This is a genomic window from Sinanaerobacter sp. ZZT-01 (assembly GCF_035621135.1).
Lineage (GTDB): Bacteria > Bacillota > Clostridia > Peptostreptococcales > Anaerovoracaceae > IOR16.
On sequence record NZ_CP141728.1, the window covers coordinates 2,095,675 to 2,121,680 of the forward strand.

The following is a 26,006-nucleotide window of genomic DNA, read 5'->3' on the forward strand; positions in this document are numbered from 1 at the left end:
AGTCATAAGACTTTGTTTTTTATATAGGACTATAACACGTATCCCTTCCAACCAAGTTCTTTTGAAATTTGGCGACTGTAAGTTAATAGCTGACCCTTAAATTTGTCGATAAAGTCATAAGTAACACGCATGGCAGGGCCTGAAATGCTGATTGCACCGACTATGTTGTTTTTATAATCAAATATTGGTGCACCTACACATTGGATTCCATTTTCGTTTTCTTCTTCATCCAGTGCATATCCATCCATTTTTACTTTCTCTAATCGCTCAAGCAGTTCTTCATATACAGTAATTGTATGGGGTGTCTTTTTTTCAATATTACTTTTATTCCATATTTCTTTAACCTTTGATTCAGGTAAAAAAGCCAGCATAGCTTTTCCTGCTGAAGTGCTGTACATGGGACTTTTGGCTCCAATCCGGGAATGCATTCGGATATTGTTATCGGATTCGACTTTATCGATATAGACGATGTCCGAACCATCAGGAATGACGACATGCACAACTTCATTTGTTAATTGACTCAACAATTCAAGGTAAGGTCTTGCAATCTTTGGTAAATCGATATTTTCGATCATCCGGCTTCCAATTTCAAACATTTTAAGACTTAAATGATAATGTTGTGTCTGCGCATTTTGGCTCACATAACCGTGATGGATTAATGTTAAAAGCAAACGATGAACTGTGCTTTTGTGCAAATCGATGGATTTACTGATTTCTGTCAATGCCAGTCCATCTGTGTGCGTGGACAGCAGCTCAAGTATATATATTGCGCGGTCAATTGACTGTACAGTATTTGTTTCTATTTTCATTTTAAAGCTCCTTTGAGTAATTAGAATAAACTTAGTGATTATTATATCGGACATAATCTGCCATTTTGCTTTATATCGATCAATGCAATCAGTCGATTAAGATCAAATATTTTTGGCTTTGTTGCATCTTTTCTATATATTATAGCATCATTTTAAAAGACAAGGGCTATTAGATTGAAATATCTTGGTATTTTTATAAAAGAATGCTTGACTGAAAATCAAATAAAATATAAAATAAATGAAACACAGTTTCATAATGAGAAACATATGGATTATATTTATTAGTTAGCCCAAACGTTTGACATTAAATCATGAAAAAGGAGGCCTTATCTATGAAAAAATTATTAAAAAATTTCGCTTTTATCTTACTCCTATCAGCATTACTTGGTCTAGCAGTTGGTGTAATTTTTGGTGAAAGTGCACAAATTTTACAACCATTAGGCATGTTATTCACACGGTTATTATTTATGGTTGTCCCTGCTATTGTATTTTTCTCGATTGCATCTTCGTTTGCGAATATCGGAAATGTTAAGACTTTGAGCCGTTGGGCGGGTAAAACTGTCGGATGGTTTATCATGAGTACGATTATAGGAACTCTAATAGGAACTTTCTATGGAATCTTGTTTAAACCCGGTAAAGGGTTATCCATCCCAGATGCAGAAATATCACTCACAAAAATTACAGCAGATACTTTTTTACAGTGGATTCCCAATAATGCATTTGGTTCACTTGCTGCCGGAGATATCATTCAAATCGTGTTTTTGTCCATGTTTGTTGGAATCGCAGTTATATTTATGAAAAATGTAAAACATAAAGAGGTAATGAGAACCGTTTTAAACACCGGACAAGATTTATTTCTAACTATCATTAAAGGAATTATGTACTATGCTCCTATAGGTATTTTCTCTTTAATGGCTTCTTCGATCGGAGATTTACGTGGCTCTATTTTAAGCGAAATGGGCACATTCATATTAGCAATTACTTTAGCTTTTGTTACACATATTATTTTGGTTTATTTCCTGATGTTTTGGAAGATTACAAAGCTTAACCCATTTAAATTCCTTAAAATGATCTTACCGGCTTTATTGACTGCATTTTCTACAACAAGCTCTGCGGCTACAATGCCTTTAACCTTACAAGGCGTCAAAGATGCAGGTGTGGATGAAGAGATTGCTGATTTTGGAGTTCCACTGGGAGTTACATTTAATATGGACTCGATGGCAATTCAAATTCCCATTTACATAATGCTGGGTATGTTCGTATCTGGGGTTACACCCAACATTGCTCAGCTCATTTTATTCTGCTTGATGGGAGTTGTTTTTTCGATTGGTACAGCAGGTGTGCCAGGGGGGGGATTAGCAGTTGCAGCAATACTTGTGAATGCATTTGGACTTCCTGTGGCAATTGTTGGTCTTATTTCTTCTGTATTTTTTTATTTGGACGTTACAGGGACTACAATCAACATTTGGGGAGATGCAGTCTGCGTGGCCATGGTTGCAAAGACAGAAGGAAAATTGGATGCATCAAAATTTAATGCAAACAAAGTGGCTTAACAGTTAATTATCTTAACAGTTAATTATGATGTAAACTCAATAATTGGAGGTAAGAATTGAAGAATTTATCGATCATTACTGAAAACTATCCGGCATCAGGCATCCGAAAAATGTTTGAACTAGCGAAAAATTATCAAAATGTTATCAGCTTGACTGTTGGTGAACCAAGCTTTGATACACCTTTGAATATTAAAGAAATTGCGAAAAAAGCAATGGATGAAAATTATACTCATTATGTATCAAATGCAGGATTGCCTGAATTAAGACGTGTAATTGCTGACAAATACAACAAGAGAATCCAAAGCGGATATACGGAAAATAACGTCATGGTTGCTTTTGGCGGCATGGAGGCTATTTTTTTAGCTCTTTTGGCTACGGTTAATCCCGGAGACGAAGTTTTGATACCAGACCCTGGATATCCAAACTATGAAGGACAGATTACAATTCTGGGAGCAAAGCCTGTGAGGGTTCCGATCTTTGAAAAGAATAATTTTAATATAAAAGCAGAGGATATTGAGAAAGCGATTACAGAAAAAACTAAGGTGCTGATTATAAATTCCCCGAGTAATCCTTTGGGCTCCGTATTAGGGAAGAAAGAGCTGGCTGAAATTGCAGCAGTTGTTGAAAAACATGATTTATTTGTAATATCAGATGAGGTGTATGAGGAGATCATTTATGGAGATTTTCAACACCATAGTCTTGCTGAATTTTCAAAGATCAGCGAGAATGTGTTGATAGTCAATAGCCTGTCAAAAACATATGCGATGACTGGCTGGAGAGTGGGCTATGTGGTTGGAAACGAAAAGATTATCGAGGTGATGCCTCAATTACAAGAAGGGATCGCATCTTGCGTTCCGCCATTTGTACAGCTTGCAGCAATCGAAGCTATTGAGCACGGCGCCGAAGCGATTCAATACATGAGAAGCGAGTATGAACGGAAAAGAAGCATTGTTATAGAAGCCATTGAAGAGATTGATGGAATGATATACCAAGGATCTGCGGGAAGCTTTTATGCATTTATTAATATAACTGCTTTCGGAAAATCTTCACAAGAATTTGCAGAAGATCTGATAAGAAATGCAAAAGTGATAGTAGTGCCGGGGTCTGCATTTGGACCGATGGGAGAGGGCTATATTAGAGTTGTTTTTGCTGCTTCGGATGATATTTTAATGGAAGCATTTGATCGTATCAAGACCTACGTTAATTCGTTAAAAGAAAGCGTATAAAAAGAGAATGTTTTTGTTGTCTTCTTGTTTTCCTCTTGATATCATTTCCAGCGGAGTAATGCTTTAACATGAAGCAATATTATTTGTCCGAATATAATAAGAAAAGGGTTGAGAGCTGTTCATTGCTCTCAACCCTTTTTGTAGGTTTCGATTCTTTGTTATCTTTGAACTCGTCCAGAGCCTTCACCTTTTGAAAGTGCTTCTGCTTCTTCTAGGCTTACCAGATTAAAATCTCCAGGAATAGAATGCTTTAATGCGGATGCGGCAGCTGCGAATTCCAAAGCTTCCTGAGCAGACTTATCTGTGATAAGTCCGTAAATCAGCCCCGATGCAAAGGAATCTCCGCCGCCGACACGGTCAACAATTCGCAGATCATACTTTTTTGAATGATAAGCTTGTTTTCCATCATAAAGCATGGCTGACCATCCGTTGTCAGATGCAGATAAGCTTACACGCAGCGTTGAAGCGACGTACTTAAATCCAAAGCGGTTGACCAGTTCTTTGGCAACCTCTTCATAGGCGTTATGATTGATTTGACCGGATTGTACATCAGTCTCTTTTGCTTTGATACCAAATGTTTTTTCAGCATCTTCTTCATTCCCGATGCAAACGTCGACATAAGGCATCAGTTTTGTCATAACCTCGTTCGCTTTCTTCGGTGACCAAAGCTTTTTTCTATAGTTTAAATCAGCAGAAACAGTAAGGCCCATTTCTTTTGCTTTTTTACATGCTTCAAGCGTGATCGTCGCGGCTTTGTCTCCCAGAGCAGGTGTGATTCCTGTAAAATGAAACCAGTCAACATCTTTGAAAATTTCATTCCAGTCAAAATCAGAAAGGTCCGCTTCTGAAATAGAAGAATTCGCCCTATCGTAAATCACTTTAGAAGCTCTCTGTGATGCACCGTTTTCTAAAAAATAGATACCCAGCCTGTTACCGCCTCTAGCAATAAATTGTGTATGTACGCCGTACCTTCTTAAAGCATTGATTGCACTTTGACCAATTTCATTTGAAGGCACTTTAGAGATAAAAGAAGCTTCTAAACCATAATTAGCAAGCGATACACAAACATTTGCTTCGCCACCGCCATAGCAGACGTCAAAACTTTCTGACTGAACAAATCTCTTATAGGATGGCGCTGACAAGCGAAGCATAATTTCTCCAAGTGTAACGACTTTTTTCATACCGATTCTCCTTTCCTATTTAACGGCCTCTGGCCTCTTGAATTTTCTTTACAAATTGTTTTGCAGTTTCTGTGACCAGGTCATATCGTCCGTTTTTGGCTTCCTTGGTTAATTCACCGCCCACACCAACGGCAATGCATCCGTTTTTAATCCAGGAACCGACGTTTTCCAAATTGACACCACCGGTAGGCATGATTGCTACATGCGGCAGTGGTCCTCTAACGGATTTTACGAAATTAGGACCATAAGCATCACCCGGGAATAATTTGATGATGTCGGCGCCTGCCTCAAGAGCCTTTACCATTTCCGTGGTTGTCATGCAGCCGGGCATATATGGAATTTGGTAACGGTTGCATAGCTTGGCTGTATCCAAATCAAACGTCGGACTAACGATAAATTCAGAACCGGCAAGAATTGCAATTCTTGCGGTTTCACTATCAAGCACGGTTCCGGCACCAAGTATTAAATTTTCAGATGCTAATGACTTTTTTAAATGCTTAATGACTTGATCTGCACCTGGTACGGTAAAAGTAATCTCAATTGCTGAAATACCTCCAGCCATACATGCCAGAGCTGTTTTTTCCGCTTTTTCAGCATCTTCTGCGCGGACTACAGCCACCAAACCAACTTCACTAATCTTTAACAAGGTATTTATTTTACGAATCATGTTACACCATCCTTTTTGGTTTCGTATTATGAAACTGAGTTTCATAAATTATATCAAATTCATATTATAAAAACAATAGGAATTCAAATAAAAGATAATTTTGAGATATTCGATAAAATTTTAATTCTAAATTCCAATACTGTTTTTAACTTCTTTGTAAAGTATTGTAGAATATATCATTTGTGACAACACTAAAAGGTTCAATCTTACAAAGATGAGGTGGAAATTACACAATCAACGTTGAATTTTGATTTTCAATGAAATCAGATCATATTTTTGCAATTTAAAATTATGGTGCTATAATAATAAAGTTGAATATTCATTTTGCAATTTTGCGATTTTCAAATAATAAAATTCTGATCGGAAACAAGGGAAAAGTTATGTGGAATAGAGAAATATGGTTACAAAAGATTCGAAAAGTAGAAATAGATAAAAAGAGGCTAGGGGCATTTTGTATGATTAGCATCTTGTTATTGACAGGAATTGTTTTGGTATTCCACGATTATCAATGGTATAGTACGCCAATTGTAAAAATAACAACGGCAGAAGATCATAAATATAATGAAGCGGAAGGATACCATGGAGAAAAAGAGACTTATTATGAACAAGCAATAACCGGGATTGTGATGAATGGAACTTACAAAGGACAGGAAATACAATTGAAGAATAGCTATTCATACTCGCAAGTCCATGATGAAAAATATAAAAAGGGAGATGAAGTTTTTATTCAAATGAAGCAAGGCGGTAGCTCTGCTGTCACGGGCTTAATTTTAGGATTAAAAAGAGACAAATACTTAGCAATACTTTTTTCAGTCTTAATTTTAATTATATTATTGACAGCGAAGGAGAAAGGCCTCTTTGTCGTGCTTTCACTGTTAGCTAATATTTCAGTATTTTGGTATGCGCTGTATTTGTATGAAGAGGGAAAAAATATATGGTCTTTGAGCATTGCAATGGTGCTATGCTTTACCATCTTGTCATTGCTGCTGATCAGCGGGTTCAATAAGAAAACGTGGGCGGCGGTTTTATCTACGCTGATTTGTGTATGGATTATGATGCTTCTTTTAAAAATAGTAATGCAGCATACGAGTGGAGTAGATTATACCTTTATGGAATACGTTACCAGTCCGAGTGATTTGCCGGAAATATTCCTGTCACAAATTTTACTTGGAGGGCTGGGGGCCATAATGGATGTATCCATTACCATGTCAGCTACGATTAATGAATTGCTTATGCGGGATAATCATATAACCGTTAAAAATTTAATCCGATCCGGAAGAGAGCTGGGACATGATATTATGGGAACAATGATCAATGTTATGCTATTCACCTATATCTGTGGATCCATTCCTCTGATTATACTAAAGATGAAAAATGAAATAAATCTGCGGACCATTGTAATGATCCATATGCCGTTTGAAGTGTATCGCTTTTTAGTCGGAAGTATCGGAATCCTTTTAGCGATACCGGTTGCTCTTCTCATTTCATTTCTATTATTAAAACGATGGAGGACAGCAGTATGATTGAATTATTGGTTTTGATATTGGTTGCATTGCTTGTTTTAATCGGCGGAGAGCGTGGTCTGTTTACAATGATTTCGCTTATTTGGAATTTATTTGTATTAGCAGTTCTATTTGTTCTTATGACATGGGGATTGAATCCGTTAGTACTCACTTTTATTGGCTGCCTTTTGATTTGCAGCGGCACTTTGTTTTATCAAAATGGGAAAAATGCAAAGACAATTTCTTCATTTGTATCCGTAGTTATCATTATGCTGATTTTATTTTTTTTCATTTATGTGATGGCATATCAATCACATACAGGCGGGTTGAATGAACTGATGAAGAATGACGATATGATTTTTTATTTGTCTACGGATATTCATATCAATATGGGAAGTATTGGTGTAGCGATGATTCTGATTGGATTAATGGGGGCAATTATAGATACATCGATAGCCGTCTCTTCCGGCGTTTATGAGGTATACAACAATAACCGGCATTTAAACGGAAAGGAGCTCATGAAATCGGGTATGAGCATCGGAGGAGATATTTTAGGAACTACGGTGAACACCCTATACTTTGCATACATTGGAGAAGCTTTGACGTTATTTGTCTTGTTTAAAAATTTTCACTATACTCTGTCAGAGATTATCAATTCAAAGGCATTCTTTCAAGAAGTGATCTGTATTGTTTTCAGTGCCATTGGCTGTGTTGCAATTATTCCGGTAACTGCGGCGGTTATCTCTTATCTATTGACAAATGCAGATAAATTTAAGAGATATTTAGACGAGGATGAACTGTTCATAGAAAAAAAATAAGGATGCATGCCAAAGTAAGCATGCATCCGGATCTCTTGTTAATATTGTTTTTATTTTTCGTTAAAGTCGACCCAATCCTTGGCTTCCTTTACATCATCCTCAGATGGAATTGCTTCTTTTGATTCCGGCTCTTGCTCATATTCGTCAGCGAGAGGAAATGTTTTAAACTTTTCCATGACATCCACTCCTTTCATTTTGAATGTTATATAGTATTTCCGAGGATGCTAGAGTTTATGCTATGGTGAAAATACTGGATAGAGCTATCTTATAGGTATATACTTATATAAATAAAAAATAGTTTGAATGATTTTAAAAGGGAAAAAATTGAATATAAATTATAATGAAAAATAAATATCAGTAATAGAATTTTTTGGAGAGAAGAAATGAAATTTGAAATAATTAAAGGAGATATTACAAAACAGAAGGTGGATGCCATCGTGAATGCGGCCAATTGTTCTCTACTGGGAGGAGGCGGTGTGGATGGAGCCATTCACCGCGCAGCCGGAAAAGAACTATTGGAAGAATGTAGAAAGCTTCATGGTTGTGAAACGGGGCAGGCGAAGATAACAAAAGCCTACCAGCTGCCTGCCAGCTATGTAATCCATACACCCGGACCGATTTACAGAGGTGGCAAGCAAAACGAGGCTGAACTTCTTGCAAGCTGTTACCGCTCCTGCATTGCAATAGCTGAGCAGTATCAATGCAGGATTGTCGCATTTCCATCTATTAGTACCGGAGTATATGCGTATCCGATTTCCGAAGCTGCTGAAATTGCAGTTCAAACTATCATGAAGGAAGCGGAAAAGAGTGAATGGATTGAGCAGGTAATTATGGTTTGCTTCAGTGATTCGGTGAAATGTGCTTACGATCAGGCATTACATACTTACAGAGAAAGGCGGAAATAGCAGAATTTTTGAAAAAATAGTTGAAAAATAACAGAAAATATGATATTTTATTGTACGTCGATGCCAGTTTTTTATGGTATCTCGATTCTCTGGAGAGTCTCGTAAGGGCGCCGAAGGTGTACGGCAGATTGAAAACCACGTCTGCTTATCTCTCAGGCAAAAGGACAGAGTGAATTAGTCAATAAAACTATTCTATCTATTGTCTTTTCTCTAGAAAGTCGAACAATTTTGTTTCGGCTTTTTTTTGTTGCATTTTGTGAATGCAAAAATTTTCTATTAAGAGAGGAATGATAACGTGTTTGAAAAAATGAATGATGCCATTGAGTGGTTTGATGGCTTGGTATGGGGTGTACCGCTTATTGTATTTATTTTAGCGGTCGGAATCTATCTAACGATTCGGTTAGGACTTTTGCAGATTGTTCATCTGCCGAAAGCACTCAAGTTTATGGTAAAAAATGAAGAGGGCGGAATCGGTGAAGTGACCAGCTTCGGAGCATTATGTACAGCTTTGTCTGCTACAATCGGTACCGGAAATATTGTTGGTGTAGCGACTGCATTAGTAGAAGGCGGGCCGGGTGCGCTATTTTGGATGTGGCTGGCAGCTTTTTTTGGTATGGCAACAAAGTATGCAGAAGGGTTGCTTGCGATCAAATACCGAAAGATTGATGCAGACGGGCATGTCTTAGGAGGTCCGTTTTATTACATTGAAAATGGAATGGGAGTGCAATGGAGATGGCTTGCAAAAATATTTGCTTTCTTTGGTGCAGGAGTTGGTTTACTAGGAATCGGCACATTTACACAAGTCAACGGAATCGCATCGGCTGTAAACAATTTTTTTGATCCGAATAATGAGTGGACGATGGTTCTTTTTAATCGAGAATACTCTTGGACGGTGTTGACAGCCGGTATTATTTTGACGCTTTGCGTTGGATTGGTTGTAATCGGAGGAATCAAGAGGATTGCAAGTGTTTCACAAATTATTGTGCCATTTATGGCAGTGATTTACGTAATGGCAAGTATTTTGATATTAGTAGTCAATTATAAAGCGATACCAGCCGCTTTTACAGAGATCATACAAGGAGCCTTTGGGATAAAAGCCATGGCAGGAGGGGCGATGGGATCCATGATTATCGCCATGCAAAAAGGAGTTGCACGGGGTATCTTCTCCAACGAAGCTGGTCTTGGAAGCGCGCCAATTGCAGCTGCGGCGGCACAGACAAAAAATCCGGTACGGCAGGGTTTGGTATCTATGACAGGAACTTTTATTGATACGATTATTGTATGTACGATGACTGGACTTTGTATCGTAATCACAGGGTCTTGGAATATTGGATTGAAGGGAGTTTCTGTCACGACAAATGCGTTTCAGTCTGGACTTCCGTTTCATCCGCAGATCGCTTCTTTTCTGCTGATGGCATGTCTTGTTTTCTTTGCCTTTACAACGATTTTAGGCTGGAATTACTATGGAGAACGCTGCTTGGAATACTTATCAGATGGAAATAAGAAAATGGTTATGTCTTATCGCTGGCTTTACATATTAGCGATTTTTATCGGGCCATTTATGACGATTGAAGCAGTATGGAACATTGCCGACATCTTTAACGGATTGATGGCATTTCCAAATCTAATTGCAATTTTAGCGCTTAGCGGTGTCATCGTTAGTGAGACTAAAAAATATATGAAGGAATTATAAAAGATTCTAAAATTTTATTAAAATATAAATGCGGCAAGTGGGAAGGTTAAAAAACTTTTCTCAACTGTCGCATTTATAGTTTGACAATACAAAATCATGGTGCTAAAATAAACAATAGTTAGCACTAGCTAACTTCGTGTGAAATCGATTCGTGTAAATCTATTGAATTTTTAGTGGGCTTTTTTTGTTAAAAAGTTAGATTTAACTAACAATTCGGGAGGTGGCTTATTTGAAGACATAAAAATATTTAATGGCATCATGCATAAAAATACGTATCTGTAACAACAGCAATAAACAACAATAGTTATAGTTAAATTGGAAGAATTTTATAAAATATTAAAAGAAAGCGAGAGTGATAATTGGTGCAAAGATTTATAAGAAATGCAGGAACCGTATTTCTGACTTTTGCAATGATAATAAATAGTACAATGCCAGTTATGGCATTGGGCGACGAACTTTCCGCTGATACAGAAGCTGTAGATGTTCAGGTTTATAATGAAGAGAATGGAACGGATATAAACAATGAATCCGATGCAGAAGAGAGTATAGCGACGAAGGATGAAGCCAAAGCAGAGGACAGTATAGAAGCAGAGGATAAAGCCAAAGCAGAGGACAGTATAGAAGCGGAGGACGTATCCGATGCAAAGGGCAATATAGATACAGATAATGAAGAAAATAAATCAGATGTTAATAATGATATAGATCAATCGGATCAAATAAATAATTTGAGTTCAGAAGTGGAAAGCGAACTGGAGGTACCTTCTTTTTTGAATGCATCAGAGGATTTCACAATAGAGGATGGTATTTTGCTTGCTTATACAGGGACGGACACAGAAGTTGTAATTCCGGAAGGCGTTTTGGTAATTGGTGATGGAAGTAGAACGATTTTTACTAATAACTCTGCCGTGACAGCTGTAACCATTTCTGATTCTGTGACAGAAATTGCGGACAAAGCTTTTTATGCTTGTACTGAGCTTACAGAAATCAACTTTTCCGACAAAATTAATTTACAAAAAATAGGAAAATCAGCCTTTTTTAATACAAGGCTTACTTCTTTAGTAATCCCCGAAGGGGTAACAGAAATTGGTGATTCCGCACTTTATGGAAGTACATTGCAAGCAATATCCCTTCCGGCCACTTTGGAAAAATTAGGGGATACTTCGGTTTATTATGCATTTGCTTCAACCAGCGGAACAGCACCGAAATCTTCGTTCAAAGTGGAGATTGCGCAGGAAAATCGTGTTTACAGTGAAAAAAACGGCGCCGTGTATGATAAAGAAGAAGAAACGCTGTTTTATTATCCATCCGGAATAACAGGGAGTTATGAAATTTCAGATGGCACAAAAATAATTGCACCTTATGCTTTTCGCAGTTCCGCATTACAGCAGGTGGTGATTGCTGATTCCGTGGAGGAGATCGGAGAAAATGCTTTCAGCGGGGCGCAAGTGACCAGTATCTCAATACCAGGTTCTGTCAAGCAAATTGGGAAAAATGCATTTTATAGTGCGAAAATGGGTACAGTCAATCTTAATGAAGGGCTTCAAATTATCGAGCAATATGCTTTTGGGGGAGGCCATTTTACCTCTCTGACGATTCCCAAAACAGTTACAGCAATCGGAAGCGGTGCGTTTGAAGATTTTGGAGGGGAAATCCGAATCTTAAATGCAGAAACAAATTTGGGAAGCGGGTTTATAGAATATTATAAAAACATTACTGTCTATGGATTGGAAAATTCTACAGCGCAAACGTATGTATCGGAACTTGCGGCAGAAAAAGGAGATCGCTGTAAAGTGAAGTTTGAGTTGCTGCAAGAAGAGACCGAAACAGAAGTTCAAAGTGTTTCGTTGGATAAAAACACATTATCTCTTTCTGTAGGGAATACGGAAACGCTTACGGGAAGCGTTTCACCGTTGAATGCCACGAATCCATCCTTGACGTGGAATGTATCCGATGAGACGATTGTAACGGTAGACCAAAGAGGAATCGTAAAAGCCGTTGCAGAAGGAAGCGCAATCGTTCAAGCGACTTCAGTAAACGGCCTTTTCGATCAGTGCGAGGTTATTGTGACCGCAGCATCTGATTTTGTGATCCAAGATAATGTTTTGGTTTCCTATACCGGAAGTGAAGAAAGCATTACGATACCCGACAGTGTTACGATAATCGGAAATGGAACGGATGCGGTATTTGGAAACGATTCTAAGGTTGTTTCCGTAACCATTCCGGGTTCCGTAACAAAGATTTCAGATAAGGCGTTTTATTACGCAAACACCCTTAAAGAAATCAATTTTTCTTCCGAGAAGAATTTGAAAGAAATCGGCGCATCTTCCTTTCAATTAGCGACTGCTCTTAAAGAAATTGAAATTCCAGAAGGGGTGACAGAAATTGGAACACAGGCGTTTGTTGGTACTCACAGCTTGACGAGTGTTTCACTGCCGGCTACACTAGTCAGATTCGGTGCTGAAAATGACCGCTTTGATGCAGCTTTTATTTATGCCGCTTCAAAAGGTCATGATACATTAACTGAAATTAATGTAGCGGAAGGAAATCCGGTATATGCTTCAAAAAATGGAGTCGTTTATTCTGCAGACGGGAAAAATTTGCTGTTCTGCCCTCACGCTAGAATGGGAAGCTTAACAGTTGCAGAGGGTACGGAGAGAATCGCTCCTTACGCAATGGCAAAAGGAAAGATTCAACAGGTGATTTTGCCATATTCACTTTTGAAAATTGATGATTCTGCTTTTTATGAAACAAAGCTCATGTCTATTACGATTCCAGGCTCCGTAAAAAGCATTGGAAAGCTTGGATTTTTTAATGCACAAATACGAAGCATTACCTTTGAAGAAGGGTTAGAAACCATTGGTGAAAATGCATTTTCACAAAGCCGGATCACGGGAATTTCGATTCCGGCAAGTGTGAAAGAAATTAAAAGGAATGCATTTGATTTTGAGTATGGTGCGAATCACTGGATTCGGATAAAGGGAAATGATACTATCTTTGATAATGAATTTATACCATATTATTACGGTATCTCTGTTTATGCACAGAGGGGATCGAGCGCAGAACAATACATAAAGGATAAACAAGAAGAAAAAGGTGCGTCTTGTAAACTGATCTTCTGTGAGGTAAGTAGTTTCATAGAAGTGAATGACATTTCTTTAAATCAAGAGACTGCACAATTAAAACGAACAGAGACGGCGGCGCTCACGGTTACAATTAATCCCGACAGAAGTCAGGCTACATTGATAGCATGGAGTTCCAGTAAGCCTGAGGTCGCAACGGTAGATCAAAATGGACTGGTTACTGCGGTGCAGCCGGGTGTAACTGAAATTACAGCGGAGGTAAGCGGCCATATTGCAAAGTGTGTAGTCACTGTAGAAAAGGAAGAAGGAGAAAGTGATTTTACCATTGATGAAGAAGGTAAAATTACCGGCTTCATAGGGCTGGATATGAGAGATCTGGTTATTCCTGAGACGGTGAATGGAAAAAAAGTGACAGGAATTGCAGATAAAGCGTTCTACAGACAAAATGATATTAAAACGCTCATCATTGGTGGACACGTAAAAGAAATCGGAAATGGAGCTTTTCAGCAATGCACAGGAATTACAGCGGTAGCGCTTAATGAGGGAATTGAAAGAATAGGAGAGTCTGTTTTTAATGGCTGTGATAAAATTGAGTCAATTGTGATTCCCGAAGGAATTGAAGTCATTTCAGCAAATGCATTTACAAGTTGCAGTATGCTTCAAGAGATTACATTGCCTTCCTCTTTAAAAACAATTGGTGAAGCGGCATTCCGTTCTTGTACAAAGCTTACTGAAATATCACTGCCGGAAGGATTGGTGTCAATTGAAAAGCAGGCTTTTTTGGGGTGCCCGATTTCCACATTGCATTTACCGGCTTCTCTAGAAAAACTCGGAAATGAATATATTGGAGAAGTTTTTGAAATTCCGGGGCAGAATCCGGCTAATACAACAATGAAGACAATTACAGTAGAAGCGGGAAATACAAATTTCACTGCTTACGATGGTCTGCTTTATGATGCAACGGGAACAAAGGTTATGTTTTGCCCACGTGGACGAACAGAAGCAGAGATTCGTGAAGGCGTAACAAGAATTAATGACTATGCGTTCTTTATGTGCTTCGATCTCGTATCTGTTAAAATGCCTTCCACATTGGAAGAAGTAGGGAGCCAAGCATTTCATTACTGCGAGGCTTTGACAGATTGCACCTTACCGCAGGGTCTTTTGATTGTAGAAAATTCTGCATTTTTCGGTTGTGAAAAATGGGCAGATTTCACAATACCGTCTTCCGTTCAACGTATTGATGCTTATGGATTTACTGAGTGTGCGGCAAAAGAAATTGTGGTACCAGAAGGAATTAAAAGAATTGAAGCGTTCACTTTTTGGGGATACGAAGACACACTTGAGAAAATTACATTACCATCAACATTAGAATATATTGGCGATTCTGCTTTTGCTTGGACAAAAAAAGTAAAAGAAATTGTGATTCCGGAAGGAGTCACAGAGATTGGTTCGCAAGCATTTGGAAGATGTGATGCTTTAGAGAGTATCACGTTACCTTCTACTTTAAAAATAATTGGAAAAGAAGCCTTTATCGGTTCTTCCGAATCCAATGCATTAAAAGAAATTTTTATTTCAAGCAATGTAACCTCCATTGGAGAAAATGCTTTTAAAAACTATGGCGATAATCTTACAATTGTGACAGATCAGTATGGAGATGCAGCTGCCGCTTATGCAGTGGCAAACGGGCATCTTTTACGTATTGAAGGAGATTCAGAAACAGATTTTGTAGTTGAAGACGGAGTTCTGGTTCGTTATGAAGGAAGTGCTTCAGAAGTTGTGATTCCAAACACGGTAATAGAAATTGGAGAGGGAGCCTTGGCTGAAGAAAATTTAAATAGCAGATTGAAAAAGGTTATCATACCATCTACTGTAACCAAAATAGGTAAGGAAGCATTTCACGGCTCTGGTGTAACAGAGGTTCTGTTCTCTGAAGGGAGTCAATTAAAAACCATTGGGGAATCAGCATTTGCTTATTGCACAAAGCTGCCTGCCATTTCATTGCCGGAAACGGTTACAGAGATCGGAGCGAGTGCGTTTGATGGTGACAGCTTACTTGGTGAGATTGCAATACCCGCATCCGTTACATCCATTGGAGATAAGGCATTTAATGTTTGCACGGGACTTCGCAAGGTTACCTTTGCAGCCTCTTCCAATTTAAAAACAATTGGAGAAGGAGCTTTCTATAATTGTTTCCGTCTCTCTGAACTGGACATTCCGGAGGGAGTTACGGAAGTAGGAGATCAGGCTTTTCGAATCAGTAAAACATTTGAACGCATATCTCTTCCATCTACACTTACAAAACTGGGAAGCTCTGTCCCGGCAGTTTTTGCTGCCGTTGGGAATTCAACGCAAAGCGGATCAGACAGCCTTTTAGAAATCAATATTGCAGAGGGAAATACGGTTTATTCTTCTTGGAATGGCTCTGTTTATACAGCAGATAAAAAATCTTTATTATATGTTCCATCTGCAAAAACGGGGACCGTAATTGTAAAAGAAGGAACTGAAACGATTGGAAACAACGCATTGATTCGCAGTAAACTGGATCATATTGCACTGCCCGAGAGTTTGAAAAGCATTGGCGAAAATGCTTTTTCCACAAGCAGCATCTCCAGCGTAGAGATTCCTGCCAGTGTTGAAAGCATCGGAAATAATGCATTTTTCTGGTGCAGCAATTTAAAGAGTGTTTTGCTTAATGACGGCCTAAAGAAAATTTCTTACGGAGCATTTTCTGAATCCCCTTTAAGCAGTGTAACTATTCCCGCCACAGTTGAATCTGTCGGTGAATATGCATTCGACAATGTGCAGAGTTGGGTTTTTGTAAAAGGCAGGGATACCATTTTAGAAAAAGATTTCATATCTTACTATAAACCTTTGACAATCTATGGTGAGAAGGGTTCAACCGCTGAAAGCTATGTGACGGAAACAAAAGCAGAAAAAGGAGAATCTTGTAAGCTGTCATTTGCTTTGCTGGATACCTTTGTTCCGGTTACTCAAATTGATTTGAACACAAAGTCCGTTCAATTAAAGCGGTTTGAGACCTTTAACCTAGAAGTGACCGTTCTTCCTGACGATGCGACGCATAAAGATATGATCTTTAAATCGCTAAATAGCGATGTGGCAACTGTTGACAGCACAGGAAAAATCACAGCAATTTCTTCAGGAACAACCGAAATACAGGTACTTTCTTCTGATGGACCATCCGTGAGCTGTACCGTAGTTGTAGAAAAAGGAGAGACGGACAGCGATTACACGATAAACAATCAAGGTGAAATTACCGGATATTACGGGACTGATAAAGATTTGATCTTTCCGGATACAGTAAACGAAGTGACCGTTGTCGGAATTGCAGATTACGCATTTTCTAAAAACAATCGAATCACATCGATTACTTTGCCTTCCAATATAAAATACATCGGAGACGGTGCTTTTGAAAATTGTATTAATCTAGGGGAAATTAATTTTTCAACTGGATTGCAGAGTATCGGTAAAGAGGCTTTCCATAACTGCGGCTATCTTTCGGAAGTTCATTTACCGGAAGGATTAAAAAACATGGGTGAAGGCGTCTTCATGAATTGCGAGAAATTAGAAAGAGTTAGCTTTCCTTCGACCTTGAAGGAGATTCCGGCTAAGGCCTTTTTAACTTGCTGGAGATTGCTGAAAGTAGAGCTTCCAGAGGGTGTGGAAGTAATTGGAGAGGATGCTTTTTATGAATGCGAGGCGATGGAGACTCTTGTTTTGCCAAATACGCTGAAGAACATTCAGGAAGGAGCGTTTACCGCTTGTGTAAGTTTAGAAGAAGCACGTATACCGGAAGGCGTGGTTTCAATTGAAAAAGAAGCCTTTATGAGCTGCACGGATATGAAGACAATCTATTTGCCTTCTACCTTAAAAACTTTCGGTAATGAATATGCAGGCGATGTTTTTGAACAGAGTGCAAGCGTACTCGGATGCGATCATCTTGAAACGATCACTGTAGCAGAAGGAAATTCTGTTTACTCGTCCAAGGATAATCTGCTTTACAGTGCAGATGGTAAAACATTGTTATTTTGCCCTAGAGGCCGTACCTCTGCTTCGGTGCAAGAAGGAACGGTAATAATTGGTGACTCTGCGTTCTTCTTCTGTTTGAAGCTGGAAAGCGTTACGCTTCCAAGCAGCATTCGCAAGCTGGACAAAAATGCATTTCACCTTTGTGAAAAATTGAAAGAGATTAATCTCCCTCAGGGATTGGAAACAATTGAATATGGCGCATTGGCAGAGTGTGTCAGCTTGACCGAGCTGAAAATCCCTTCCGGTGTCACTTCAATTGGAACATTCGCACTTTCCGGCTCAAATCTTACCAGCATAGAATTACCTTCCAGTGTGGTATCACTAGGTGATCGAGTATTCAGTGCAAGTTTGCAGTTAAAGAAAGTTACAATTCCTTCTATGCTTAAAAACGTCGGTGAGGATTTGTTCACTGGCTGCAATAAAGCATTATGCATTATAACAGATTCCAGTAACAGTACGATTTACCGTTATGCAATTGCAAATAATATACCGGTTCAGGTAACTGGAAGCAGTGGGGGAAGCAGTGGAGGAAGCAGTGGAGGCAAAGGAAGTTCTTCAAAATCAAAATCCACTGCTGAGGAAACGAAAACCACCAAATCTGTAGATGAAGTAACCGGAGCCGTTACAGAGAAAAAAATATACTCTGACGGCACATCAGAAAAAACCGTTACAGAAAAAGACGGTACCGTTACAAAAGTAATCATTAAGCCTGACGGTTCCATTTCCAATACAGAAAAACGAGCAGATGGGACACAAATTACCACAGAAGTTTCTTCTAGCGGAAAAGTAACTGCGAAGATTCAGCTGTCGAAAAGCTTAAAAAAGGAAAAGGGAGTTCGGGTAATTGTTCCTACAGGGGCAAAAACCGGTGCAGGACTTGTTGCCGTCCTTGTTCGTGGAGACGGAACCCGAGAAATTGTTAAAACAAGCATTCCGCTAAAGGATGGAATCGCATTTACAGCGGATTCTGATATGGATGTAGAAATTATAGACAACAGCAAAAAATTCTCAGATATTTCATCTTCTGATTGGCATGCTGATGCAGTGCAGTTTGTTGCGGCACGTGAATTGTTTGCTGGAACAGGAAAGGAGCAATTCAGCCCAAATGAGGATGCGAGCAGAGCAATGATCTTTACTGTTTTGGCTCGTCTTGACGGGCAGGATGTATCGGGTGGAGAAACCTGGTATGCAAAAGCTTCCGAATGGGCCGTTTCTCAACGAATCTCAGATGGTTTAAATCCAGACAGCAAGATTACCAGAGAGCAGTTGGTATCAATGCTTTATCGTTATGCAGGAACGCCTAAAGCGACAAGTGAGCTGGGTAAGTTTTATGACGCAGATGCTGTGTCTTCCTGGTCTGCCGATGCAATGCGCTGGGCAGTTGAAAATCATATTATTTCAGGAAAAGGCAATGGGAATCTGGAACCGTCTGCTTCTGCCACGAGGGCAGAAATTGCAGCGATGATGCAAAATTTTATTACAAACTGATTTCATCTTTAAACTTGACCGCAGGATATCTTTTAATAGATCCTGCGGTTTTTATATGTAAAATTGTAGGATCTATTAGGAAAGATAAGGCACTTTAATTGTGTTATTTTTATGAAATAGTGGAAAACTATATTGACAAAGTTTACAAAGAAGGCTAAAATAATAAATCGATTTATAATAAACTGGTTTACTATTTTAAAGATAGAAAAGATAGAATGGAAAGGGATGAGAATGGAGGAGAAAATGGATCTTTGGAGAAAAGCGCTGGAACTTGATTTTAGAGTTCGTAACCTTCGGGTAAAGTGGGGCTATAAGATGATGAAAAAATATGGGCTTCATCCGAAGCAGCCGATGATATTGACCGCAATTAGTAATATGGGAAGCTGTAGCCAAAGGGAATTAGCGGAAAAAATGCATTGCAGTCCTGCTTCCATTGGTGTTTCCATTCGTCGTTTGGAAAAATCAGGGTTTGTAAAAAAAGAGACAAGTGAAGTTGATTCACGGTCAAGTAGGGTGCAGTTAACAGAAAGAGGAGAGCTTGCTACTAAAAAAAGCAAGGAGATGATAGAACTGCTTACGAGAGAAATGCTGCGGGATTTTTCACAGGAGGAATTGGAGTCGTATAATCATTTGCTAGAAAAAATATGTACAAATTTAGAAGAAAAACGGCTGGAAGAAAAACAGAGCGATTTTTTCGATCATGAGGGGGAATAAAGTTTGAATCAAATCAGGAATTGTCTTAAGCCATATAAGAAATACATTTTTTATGCTGTTTTATTTATGTTGCTGGATGTGGTTGCAGAAATTATGCAGCCTTTACTAATGGCGCAGATCATAGGAAAAGGAATTTTATTGGGAGATGTGAGTTTTATTCTTAAAATCGGGCTCTCTATGATTCTCTTAGCGTTAGTTTCGATTGCGGCAGGAATCGGAAATTCCAAATACTCGGCAAAATCGGGAGTTGGCTTTGCAGCAGAGCTGCGTCAGACCCTATTTAAAAAGGTACAGAGCTTTTCTTTTCGAAACATTGATACCTTTTCCACTGCTTCGCTCAGCACAAGATTGACAAACGACGTTACTTTATTGCAGAATACAGTGATTACGGGAATGCGAATCTTGATACGGGCACCGCTCATGCTGCTGTTTTCTATTATTATGGCAGTACGTTTGAGCGTATCTCTTTCGATTGTACTGGCTGTAATTGTACCGATTCTTTTAGTTTTTGTTGCGATTATGGTTCATTATGCCATGCCAAGATTTAAACTCATGCAAAAACGTGTGGATATTTTAAACCAAAATATTCAGGAAAACGTAACGAATGTAAGAGTTGTAAAATCATTTGTCCGCGGTGCGTATGAAAAAGAAAAATTCCGTGATTCCAATACAAATTTGATGAAAGCTTCTCTTCATGCAATGAATTTGGTGATTATCAGTATGCCAATGATGATGCTGCTTATGAATACATCCATCGTTTCCATTGTTTGGATTGGAGGAACACGCATTATCAATGGCTATATGGATGTTGCAACCATGTCAGCTTTTATCAACTACATCATGATGATTCTCATGTCGTTGATTATGATTTCAATGATGTTTATTTTATTTACAAGAGCGAGTGCATCTTATCAGAGAATACGTGAGGTATTGGATGCAGAGGTGGATTTGACAGACCATTATGACGAAACGCATTCAGATGTTATACAGCAGGAAGTGGAAGAGAAGATAAAAGGCGATGTAGCATTTGAACATGTCTCTTTTTCGTATGATTTAAAAGGCCAGGGAGACGAAATTCTCTCTGACATCAATTTTTCTGCAAAGCAGGGTGAAGTGATTGCAATTATTGGAAGTACAGGAGCAGGAAAAAGCTCTTTTGTGCAGTTGATTCCTAGATTATATGATGTCACAGCAGGAAACGTTTTAATTGATGGAAAAGATGTCAGAGAATATAATCTGCATACATTGAGAAGTCAAATTGGAATGGTGCTGCAAAAAAATACGCTGTTTTCCGGAACAATACGAGATAATCTAAAATGGGGCGACCCGAATGCAACAGATGAGGAAGTGATTCTCGCTGCAAAAAACGCACAAGCACACGGTTTTATTATGAGCTTTCCAAAAGGATATGACACTTGGATTGACCAAGGTGGTGTCAATGTATCCGGCGGACAAAAACAGCGTCTATGTATTGCGCGGGCAATGTTGAAAAAGCCCGCAATTCTCATTCTAGATGACAGTACGAGTGCAGTGGATACGGCGACAGAAGCAAAGATTCGTGAATCCTTTCATGAATCCTTAAAGGAGACAACGACGTTCTTAATTGCACAGAGAATCAGTTCGGTACAAGATGCGGATAAAATTATTGTATTGGATGAAGGCAAAATTTTAGATATTGGAACACATGACCAGTTATTGAAACGCTGTCAAACTTATCAGGAAATTTATGAATCACAAGCGGGAAAGGAGGCGAGTGCATAATGGCAGGAGGCAGAAAGCACGGATCAAACCGTGTATTGATAAAACAGAAACCACAAGATACGAAGGGTACGATTGCAAAATTATGGGGTTATATAAGAAAGAGAAAACTTCTTCTATTTTTTGCATTTTTCATGGTATTGCTCAACATCGGAGCATCCCTTTCAGCAACCAACTATCTTCAGCCCATCATAGACCGCTTTTTACAGCCGGTCGCATCGGGTTTGTCAGTTGAAGAACGGCTGGCGGGACTGGTTCACGGTGTTTTAGTTTTAGCTTGTATTTATTTGGTATCTATCGTCGCAGCTTATGCGCAAAATCGTATTATGGTTTCGCTCACTCAAAAGACGATAAGAGAGATTCGTGAAGACTTATTTAACCATTTGCAAAATCTTCCGATTCCTTATTTTGACTCTCATACCAACGGGGAACTAATGAGCCGTTTTACAAACGATGTAGATACTTTAAACGATGCGATGCAAAACAGCTTGACCACCTTCTTTTCCAGTGGAATTACACTGGTCGGTATCTTGGGGCTGATGTTATATAAAAGCTGGATTTTGACCTTAATCACGGTCTTGGTTGCTCCCATTTTACTCTTTGCAACAGGAAAAGTCATGAAGATGAGCAGCAAGTACTTTAAAGAGCAGCAGGAAAGCCTGGGAGAAGTAAATGGCTACATTGAAGAGATCATGACTGGACAGAAAGTAGTTAAAACATTTTGTTATGAAGAGCTCGCCATGCAAGGATTCCAAAAAAGAAATGAGAAACTGCAAGAGGCAGCTACCGTAGCGCAGGGATATGCAGGCATGATGATGCCTCTTTCAAAAAATATTAACAGTACGAATTATGCAATGGTAGCGGCAGTTGGAGGACTTTTGACTATTTTTGGGCACATGACTGTGGGAAGCTTAGTTGTTTTTTTACAATTGGTGCAAGCATTTGGACGGCCAATTAACGAGGCATCCAATCAGTATAATGCAGTGGTGACTGCCATTGCAGGTGCGGAACGAATTTTTCAGGTTATAGAAGAAAAACCGGAAGTTCAGCAGACGGAAGAAGAGTATTGTTTAGTTTGCGAAAAAGGCAATCAATATTTTTGGAAAAATGGAAAGCACAGCGTACCGGTTAAGGGCGATGTTCGTTTTTTAAATGTGACATTTTCCTATAATGAAGAAAAGACTATTTTAAAAGATATTTCGCTTTATGCAAAGCCGGGACAGAAAATTGCATTTGTAGGTTCGACCGGAGCCGGAAAAACGACTGTTATCAATCTGCTGACTCGTTTTTATGATGTGAATGAAGGGATGATTACAATTGATGGGATTCCAATCAAATCCATTCCGAAGGATGAACTGAGAAGAGCAATGTCGGTTGTTTTACAAGATACCCATCTATTTACAGGGACAGTAAAAGAGAACATTCGCTACGGAAGACCGGAGGCAATCGATGAAGAAGTATTTCAGGCGGCAAAGCTGGCAAGTGCGCATTCTTTTATACGCAGACTACCGGATGGGTATGATACAGTGATTGAAGGAGATGGCGCAAATCTCAGCCAGGGGCAGCGCCAGCTTTTGAACATTGCAAGAGCAGCAATTGCAGATGCACCGATTTTAGTTTTAGATGAAGCAACAAGCTCAGTTGATACAAGGACAGAGCGTCATATAGAAAAAGGCTTAGATCGTCTCATGAAAAATCGAACGACATTTATTATTGCCCATCGTCTTTCTACAGTTTGTAATTCAAATGCGATTATGGTAATGGAACAAGGAGAAATTGTAGAACGTGGTACACATGAAGATCTTCTTGCGTTGAAAGGAAGGTATTATCAACTGTATACCGGCGTTTTGGAATTGGATTAAAAGTCATAGAAGGTTTGGAAAGATTTTCATTATTAAAAATTTATGATAAAATAAAAAGAGTGGACAAGATAATTCATAAAGCTGTTTCTTTACACGGCTTTTATAATATCATAACAAAGACCTGCTATGATAGAAAAAAGGCGAAAGGGAGACTGTATCATGAGGAAAACAAAAATTATATGTACGATTGGTCCTGCGAGTGATAATAAAGAAATTTTGCGGCAGCTGATGCTTGCCGGAATGAATGTAGCAAGACTGAATTTTTCACATGGAAATCATAAGGATCATCAACAAAAGATAAATTTGATCAAAGAGGTTCGAGAAGAGCTGGGATTGCCGGTTGCAATTTTGCTTGATACAAAAGGACCTGAAATCCGTACCGGAAAATTCTCTGAATCACAGGTATTGCTGAAAGAAGGACAGAAATTTACCCTGACGACGAAAGAGGTTGAAGGAAATCAAGATATTTGCAGCGTTACGTACAAGAATCTTTCTAAAGATGTGAAGGAAGGAAATACGATTTTAATTGATGATGGCTTGATCGCTTTGCAGGTAGAACGGGTAGAAAAAGAAAATATTCACTGTATTGTTCGCAATGCAGGAATTGTTAAAGATAATAAGGGAATCAATATACCGGGAGTTAAGATTCAATTGCCTCCGATTACCGAAAAGGACGAGGATGATATTCGATTTGGAATCAAAAATGAGATTGATTATATCGCTGCTTCATTTATTCGGAAAGCTTCAGATGTACAGTCCATAAAAGATATTTTAACGGAAAATCATGCAGAAGACATTAAAATTATTGCAAAGATAGAAAATAAAGAAGGCGTAAAAAACATTCATGAAATTATAAACTGTGCGGATGGAATCATGGTTGCAAGAGGAGATTTGGGTGTTGAAATTCCGGAAGAGCAGGTGCCCATGATCCAAAAGAAGATTATTCGCTCTTGCAATTTTGAAGGAAATATTGTCGTAACTGCGACACAAATGCTGGATTCGATGGTACGGAATCCCCGTCCGACAAGAGCCGAGGTGACCGATGTGGCAAATGCGATCTTAGATGGCACAGATGCAATTATGCTTTCAGGAGAAACTGCTTCCGGAAAATATCCGATTGAAACAGTAAAGACGATGGTGCGAATCGCAGAGGAAGCAGAAAAAGCCTTAAATTATGAGGAGATTCTGCATGAACGTAGATTGATGAGAGATTATAGTATTACGAATGCAATTGGCCATGCAACCTGCACAAGTGCACATGGATTAGAAGCCAGTGCGATACTGACTCCGACAACTTCCGGATATACGGCATTTGTAGTTGCAAAATTCCGCCCGGAAACACCGATTCTAGCTTTTGCAGGCAATGACAAGGTTGCGAGACGTCTTGCTCTTTGCTGGGGCGCCGAACCTTTAGTTCTTTCACCGGTAGAAAGCGAAACGGAAATGTTTGATCTAGCGATTAAGATGGCGGTAGAAAAAGGATATATTCATGAAGGTGATACCGTAATTCTCACAGCAGGGATTCCGATGCTTCAAAGCGGAAATACAAATATGATGCGGATTCACGAGGTTGGAAAAGAAATATAAAAGAAATATATTCTGGAGGTAAGAATGCAGTATCGGGAAGAAGAGTTTACAGCACGCATGCAGGAAAAGATCCAGCAGTGCTATTGCCGTGCACGAAGCAGGCTGTGCAATGAAATAGAAGATGGGAAAGGAAAACAAATTTTTCATTATACTTCCGCAGAAGGATTTCATAATATTATTCGTAATAAACAATTTTTTTTGACAGACGTTGCTTTTTTAAATGACAGCACTGAAATGGCGAATATCATTACCGTATTTCAATCAACAGTAAAGACTCTGCGGCCAAGCTTGGATGAAGAATTTTATTGCTGCCTGATTGATTTACTTGAACATGATGATTTTGATTATCTGTTTTTTGGGAGCGAAGAGAAGGATTTCCAACGATATTTTGTTCTTGCCTGTTCTTACGAAGAAGACTCCTTAAATCTTTGGAATTACTATACAAAAGGAAATGAAAATGACGGTGGATACAATATTACCTTTGACCAACAGGAGTTAGTGAATTCCTTTGAAAGGTGCAATCGAAACTTTTATGGGGAAGATATGAGCTTATCTTTTGGACGCATCATATACGATGAAGAAACTAAAATCCGTATTATTTATTCCTTCTTATCCGAATTAAACGAAGCTTGGATAATGGCTGAAGAGCAGGACAAAGCAAATCCAGATCAAAACGAGAGTCAAAAAAAATTGCTTTTAGGTGCAATCAAAACGGCAGCTCGCTGGCTGAGTATATTTTTTAAACATGAATGTTTTGCAATTGAAAGAGAATACCGGATTATCCTAGCACTTCCCAATAGTAAGCTGACGAAGTACTGCTCTTGTAGAGAGCCTGGTGTGGAGAAACTTTATAAAATTCGATTTACAAACAATATGTTTACACCTTATGTAAAACTGGGTTTCAAGCCGTCCGGAGTGAAAGGCGTTTGTATGAGTCCTCTCTGTGAAAAGTACGTAACTGAATATCGTCTGAGAGAAGAACAGATTCATACAGATGATGGAATGGAAATGAGAGATGTTCTGCAATATGGAGTTCACGAGTTTCTGCGTATTTATGGCTATGATTTAAAATACAGTCAGATTAAACGTTCGGAAATCCCGCTGCGTTTTTAAAAT

The 26,006-nt window shown here is 38.8% G+C and carries 16 protein-coding genes and 1 riboswitch; of the genes, 12 read left to right on the forward strand and 4 right to left on the reverse strand.

Annotated features, from left to right (window positions below; all coding sequences use genetic code 11):
* Positions 1–29: 29 nt before the first annotated feature.
* The gene (locus tag U5921_RS10075; RefSeq protein ID WP_324822969.1) at positions 30–809 is read right to left on the reverse strand and encodes an IclR family transcriptional regulator; all 780 of its coding nucleotides are present in this window, start codon (positions 807–809) and stop codon (positions 30–32) included.
* Between the two features lie 332 nt (positions 810–1,141).
* Between U5921_RS10075 and U5921_RS10080 the strand changes: the two genes are divergently transcribed.
* Positions 1,142–2,362 carry a dicarboxylate/amino acid:cation symporter gene (locus U5921_RS10080; RefSeq protein WP_324822970.1) on the forward strand — a complete coding sequence of 407 codons (1,221 nt, stop codon included), beginning with the start codon at positions 1,142–1,144 and terminating at the stop codon, positions 2,360–2,362.
* 56 nt (positions 2,363–2,418) lie between these two features.
* Complete coding sequence (locus U5921_RS10085) at positions 2,419–3,588, forward strand: pyridoxal phosphate-dependent aminotransferase (protein WP_324822972.1); 1,170 nt, start codon at positions 2,419–2,421, stop codon at positions 3,586–3,588.
* 158 nt (positions 3,589–3,746) lie between these two features.
* Here U5921_RS10085 and U5921_RS10090 read toward each other — a convergent pair whose 3' ends face one another.
* Positions 3,747–4,769, reverse strand: a complete 1,023-nt coding sequence (locus tag U5921_RS10090; protein ID WP_324822975.1) for a sugar kinase — start codon at positions 4,767–4,769, stop codon at positions 3,747–3,749.
* Between the two features lie 19 nt (positions 4,770–4,788).
* Positions 4,789–5,436 carry a bifunctional 2-keto-4-hydroxyglutarate aldolase/2-keto-3-deoxy-6-phosphogluconate aldolase gene (locus U5921_RS10095; protein WP_324822977.1) on the reverse strand — a complete coding sequence of 216 codons (648 nt, stop codon included), beginning with the start codon at positions 5,434–5,436 and terminating at the stop codon, positions 4,789–4,791.
* A gap of 455 nt (positions 5,437–5,891) precedes the next feature.
* On the opposite strand from U5921_RS10095, the gene U5921_RS10100 reads away from it, so the two are divergent.
* Both U5921_RS10100 and U5921_RS10105 read left to right on the forward strand, forming a co-directional pair.
* Positions 5,892–6,959: a YibE/F family protein gene (locus U5921_RS10100; protein WP_324822979.1), complete on the forward strand. Its 1,068-nt coding sequence runs from the start codon at positions 5,892–5,894 to the stop codon at positions 6,957–6,959.
* Positions 6,956–7,756 (forward strand): YibE/F family protein, encoded by an 801-nt coding sequence (locus U5921_RS10105; RefSeq protein ID WP_324822981.1) that lies wholly within the window; start codon positions 6,956–6,958, stop codon positions 7,754–7,756. Before U5921_RS10100 ends, U5921_RS10105 begins: the two co-directional genes overlap by 4 nt.
* Before the next feature lie 50 nt (positions 7,757–7,806).
* Here U5921_RS10105 and U5921_RS10110 read toward each other — a convergent pair whose 3' ends face one another.
* Positions 7,807–7,932: a CDIF630_02480 family spore surface protein gene (locus U5921_RS10110; RefSeq protein WP_324822983.1), complete on the reverse strand. Its 126-nt coding sequence runs from the start codon at positions 7,930–7,932 to the stop codon at positions 7,807–7,809.
* 207 nt (positions 7,933–8,139) lie between these two features.
* Here U5921_RS10110 and U5921_RS10115 point away from each other — a divergent pair, with 207 nt between their 5' ends.
* The 8 genes from U5921_RS10115 to U5921_RS10150 all read left to right on the forward strand — a co-directional run bounded on the left by U5921_RS10115 (position 8,140) and on the right by U5921_RS10150 (position 26,003).
* Positions 8,140–8,661: an O-acetyl-ADP-ribose deacetylase gene (locus tag U5921_RS10115; RefSeq protein WP_324822985.1), complete on the forward strand. Its 522-nt coding sequence runs from the start codon at positions 8,140–8,142 to the stop codon at positions 8,659–8,661.
* A 79-nt stretch (positions 8,662–8,740) separates the two neighbouring features.
* Positions 8,741–8,839, forward strand: a riboswitch (glycine riboswitch).
* A 129-nt stretch (positions 8,840–8,968) separates the two neighbouring features.
* Positions 8,969–10,354: an alanine/glycine:cation symporter family protein gene (locus tag U5921_RS10120; protein ID WP_417765058.1), complete on the forward strand. Its 1,386-nt coding sequence runs from the start codon at positions 8,969–8,971 to the stop codon at positions 10,352–10,354.
* Positions 10,355–10,716: 362 nt separating this feature from the next.
* A complete protein-coding gene (locus tag U5921_RS10125; protein ID WP_324822989.1) occupies positions 10,717–18,969 on the forward strand; it encodes a leucine-rich repeat protein in 8,253 nt (2,750 codons plus the stop codon).
* Positions 18,970–19,212: 243 nt separating this feature from the next.
* Positions 19,213–19,683 carry a MarR family transcriptional regulator gene (locus tag U5921_RS10130; RefSeq protein WP_324822991.1) on the forward strand — a complete coding sequence of 157 codons (471 nt, stop codon included), beginning with the start codon at positions 19,213–19,215 and terminating at the stop codon, positions 19,681–19,683.
* 3 nt (positions 19,684–19,686) lie between these two features.
* Positions 19,687–21,444: an ABC transporter ATP-binding protein gene (locus U5921_RS10135; RefSeq protein ID WP_324822993.1), complete on the forward strand. Its 1,758-nt coding sequence runs from the start codon at positions 19,687–19,689 to the stop codon at positions 21,442–21,444.
* Positions 21,444–23,303, forward strand: a complete 1,860-nt coding sequence (locus U5921_RS10140; protein ID WP_324822995.1) for an ABC transporter ATP-binding protein — start codon at positions 21,444–21,446, stop codon at positions 23,301–23,303. Before U5921_RS10135 ends, U5921_RS10140 begins: the two co-directional genes overlap by 1 nt.
* A gap of 159 nt (positions 23,304–23,462) precedes the next feature.
* Positions 23,463–24,890 (forward strand): pyruvate kinase, encoded by a 1,428-nt coding sequence (pyk, locus tag U5921_RS10145; RefSeq protein WP_324822997.1) that lies wholly within the window; start codon positions 23,463–23,465, stop codon positions 24,888–24,890.
* A gap of 24 nt (positions 24,891–24,914) precedes the next feature.
* Positions 24,915–26,003 (forward strand): DUF2971 domain-containing protein, encoded by a 1,089-nt coding sequence (locus tag U5921_RS10150; protein ID WP_324822999.1) that lies wholly within the window; start codon positions 24,915–24,917, stop codon positions 26,001–26,003.
* Positions 26,004–26,006 lie beyond the last annotated feature (3 nt).

Excerpts from the sequence above, each read along its gene's own strand:
- U5921_RS10075 (WP_324822969.1), bottom strand. The coding sequence starts at position 809 with ATGAAAATAGAAACAAATACTGTACAGTCAATTGACCGCGCAATATAT.
- U5921_RS10080 (WP_324822970.1), top strand. The coding sequence starts at position 1,142 with ATGAAAAAATTATTAAAAAATTTCGCTTTTATCTTACTCCTATCAGCA.
- U5921_RS10090 (WP_324822975.1), bottom strand. The coding sequence starts at position 4,769 with ATGAAAAAAGTCGTTACACTTGGAGAAATTATGCTTCGCTTGTCAGCG.
- U5921_RS10095 (WP_324822977.1), bottom strand. The coding sequence starts at position 5,436 with ATGATTCGTAAAATAAATACCTTGTTAAAGATTAGTGAAGTTGGTTTG.
- U5921_RS10100 (WP_324822979.1), top strand. The coding sequence starts at position 5,892 with ATGATTAGCATCTTGTTATTGACAGGAATTGTTTTGGTATTCCACGAT.
- U5921_RS10105 (WP_324822981.1), top strand. The coding sequence starts at position 6,956 with ATGATTGAATTATTGGTTTTGATATTGGTTGCATTGCTTGTTTTAATC.
- U5921_RS10110 (WP_324822983.1), bottom strand. The coding sequence starts at position 7,932 with ATGGAAAAGTTTAAAACATTTCCTCTCGCTGACGAATATGAGCAAGAG.
- U5921_RS10115 (WP_324822985.1), top strand. The coding sequence starts at position 8,140 with ATGAAATTTGAAATAATTAAAGGAGATATTACAAAACAGAAGGTGGAT.
- U5921_RS10120 (WP_417765058.1), top strand. The coding sequence starts at position 8,969 with ATGAATGATGCCATTGAGTGGTTTGATGGCTTGGTATGGGGTGTACCG.
- U5921_RS10130 (WP_324822991.1), top strand. The coding sequence starts at position 19,213 with ATGGATCTTTGGAGAAAAGCGCTGGAACTTGATTTTAGAGTTCGTAAC.
- U5921_RS10140 (WP_324822995.1), top strand. The coding sequence starts at position 21,444 with ATGGCAGGAGGCAGAAAGCACGGATCAAACCGTGTATTGATAAAACAG.
- pyk (WP_324822997.1), top strand. The coding sequence starts at position 23,463 with ATGAGGAAAACAAAAATTATATGTACGATTGGTCCTGCGAGTGATAAT.
- U5921_RS10150 (WP_324822999.1), top strand. The coding sequence starts at position 24,915 with ATGCAGTATCGGGAAGAAGAGTTTACAGCACGCATGCAGGAAAAGATC.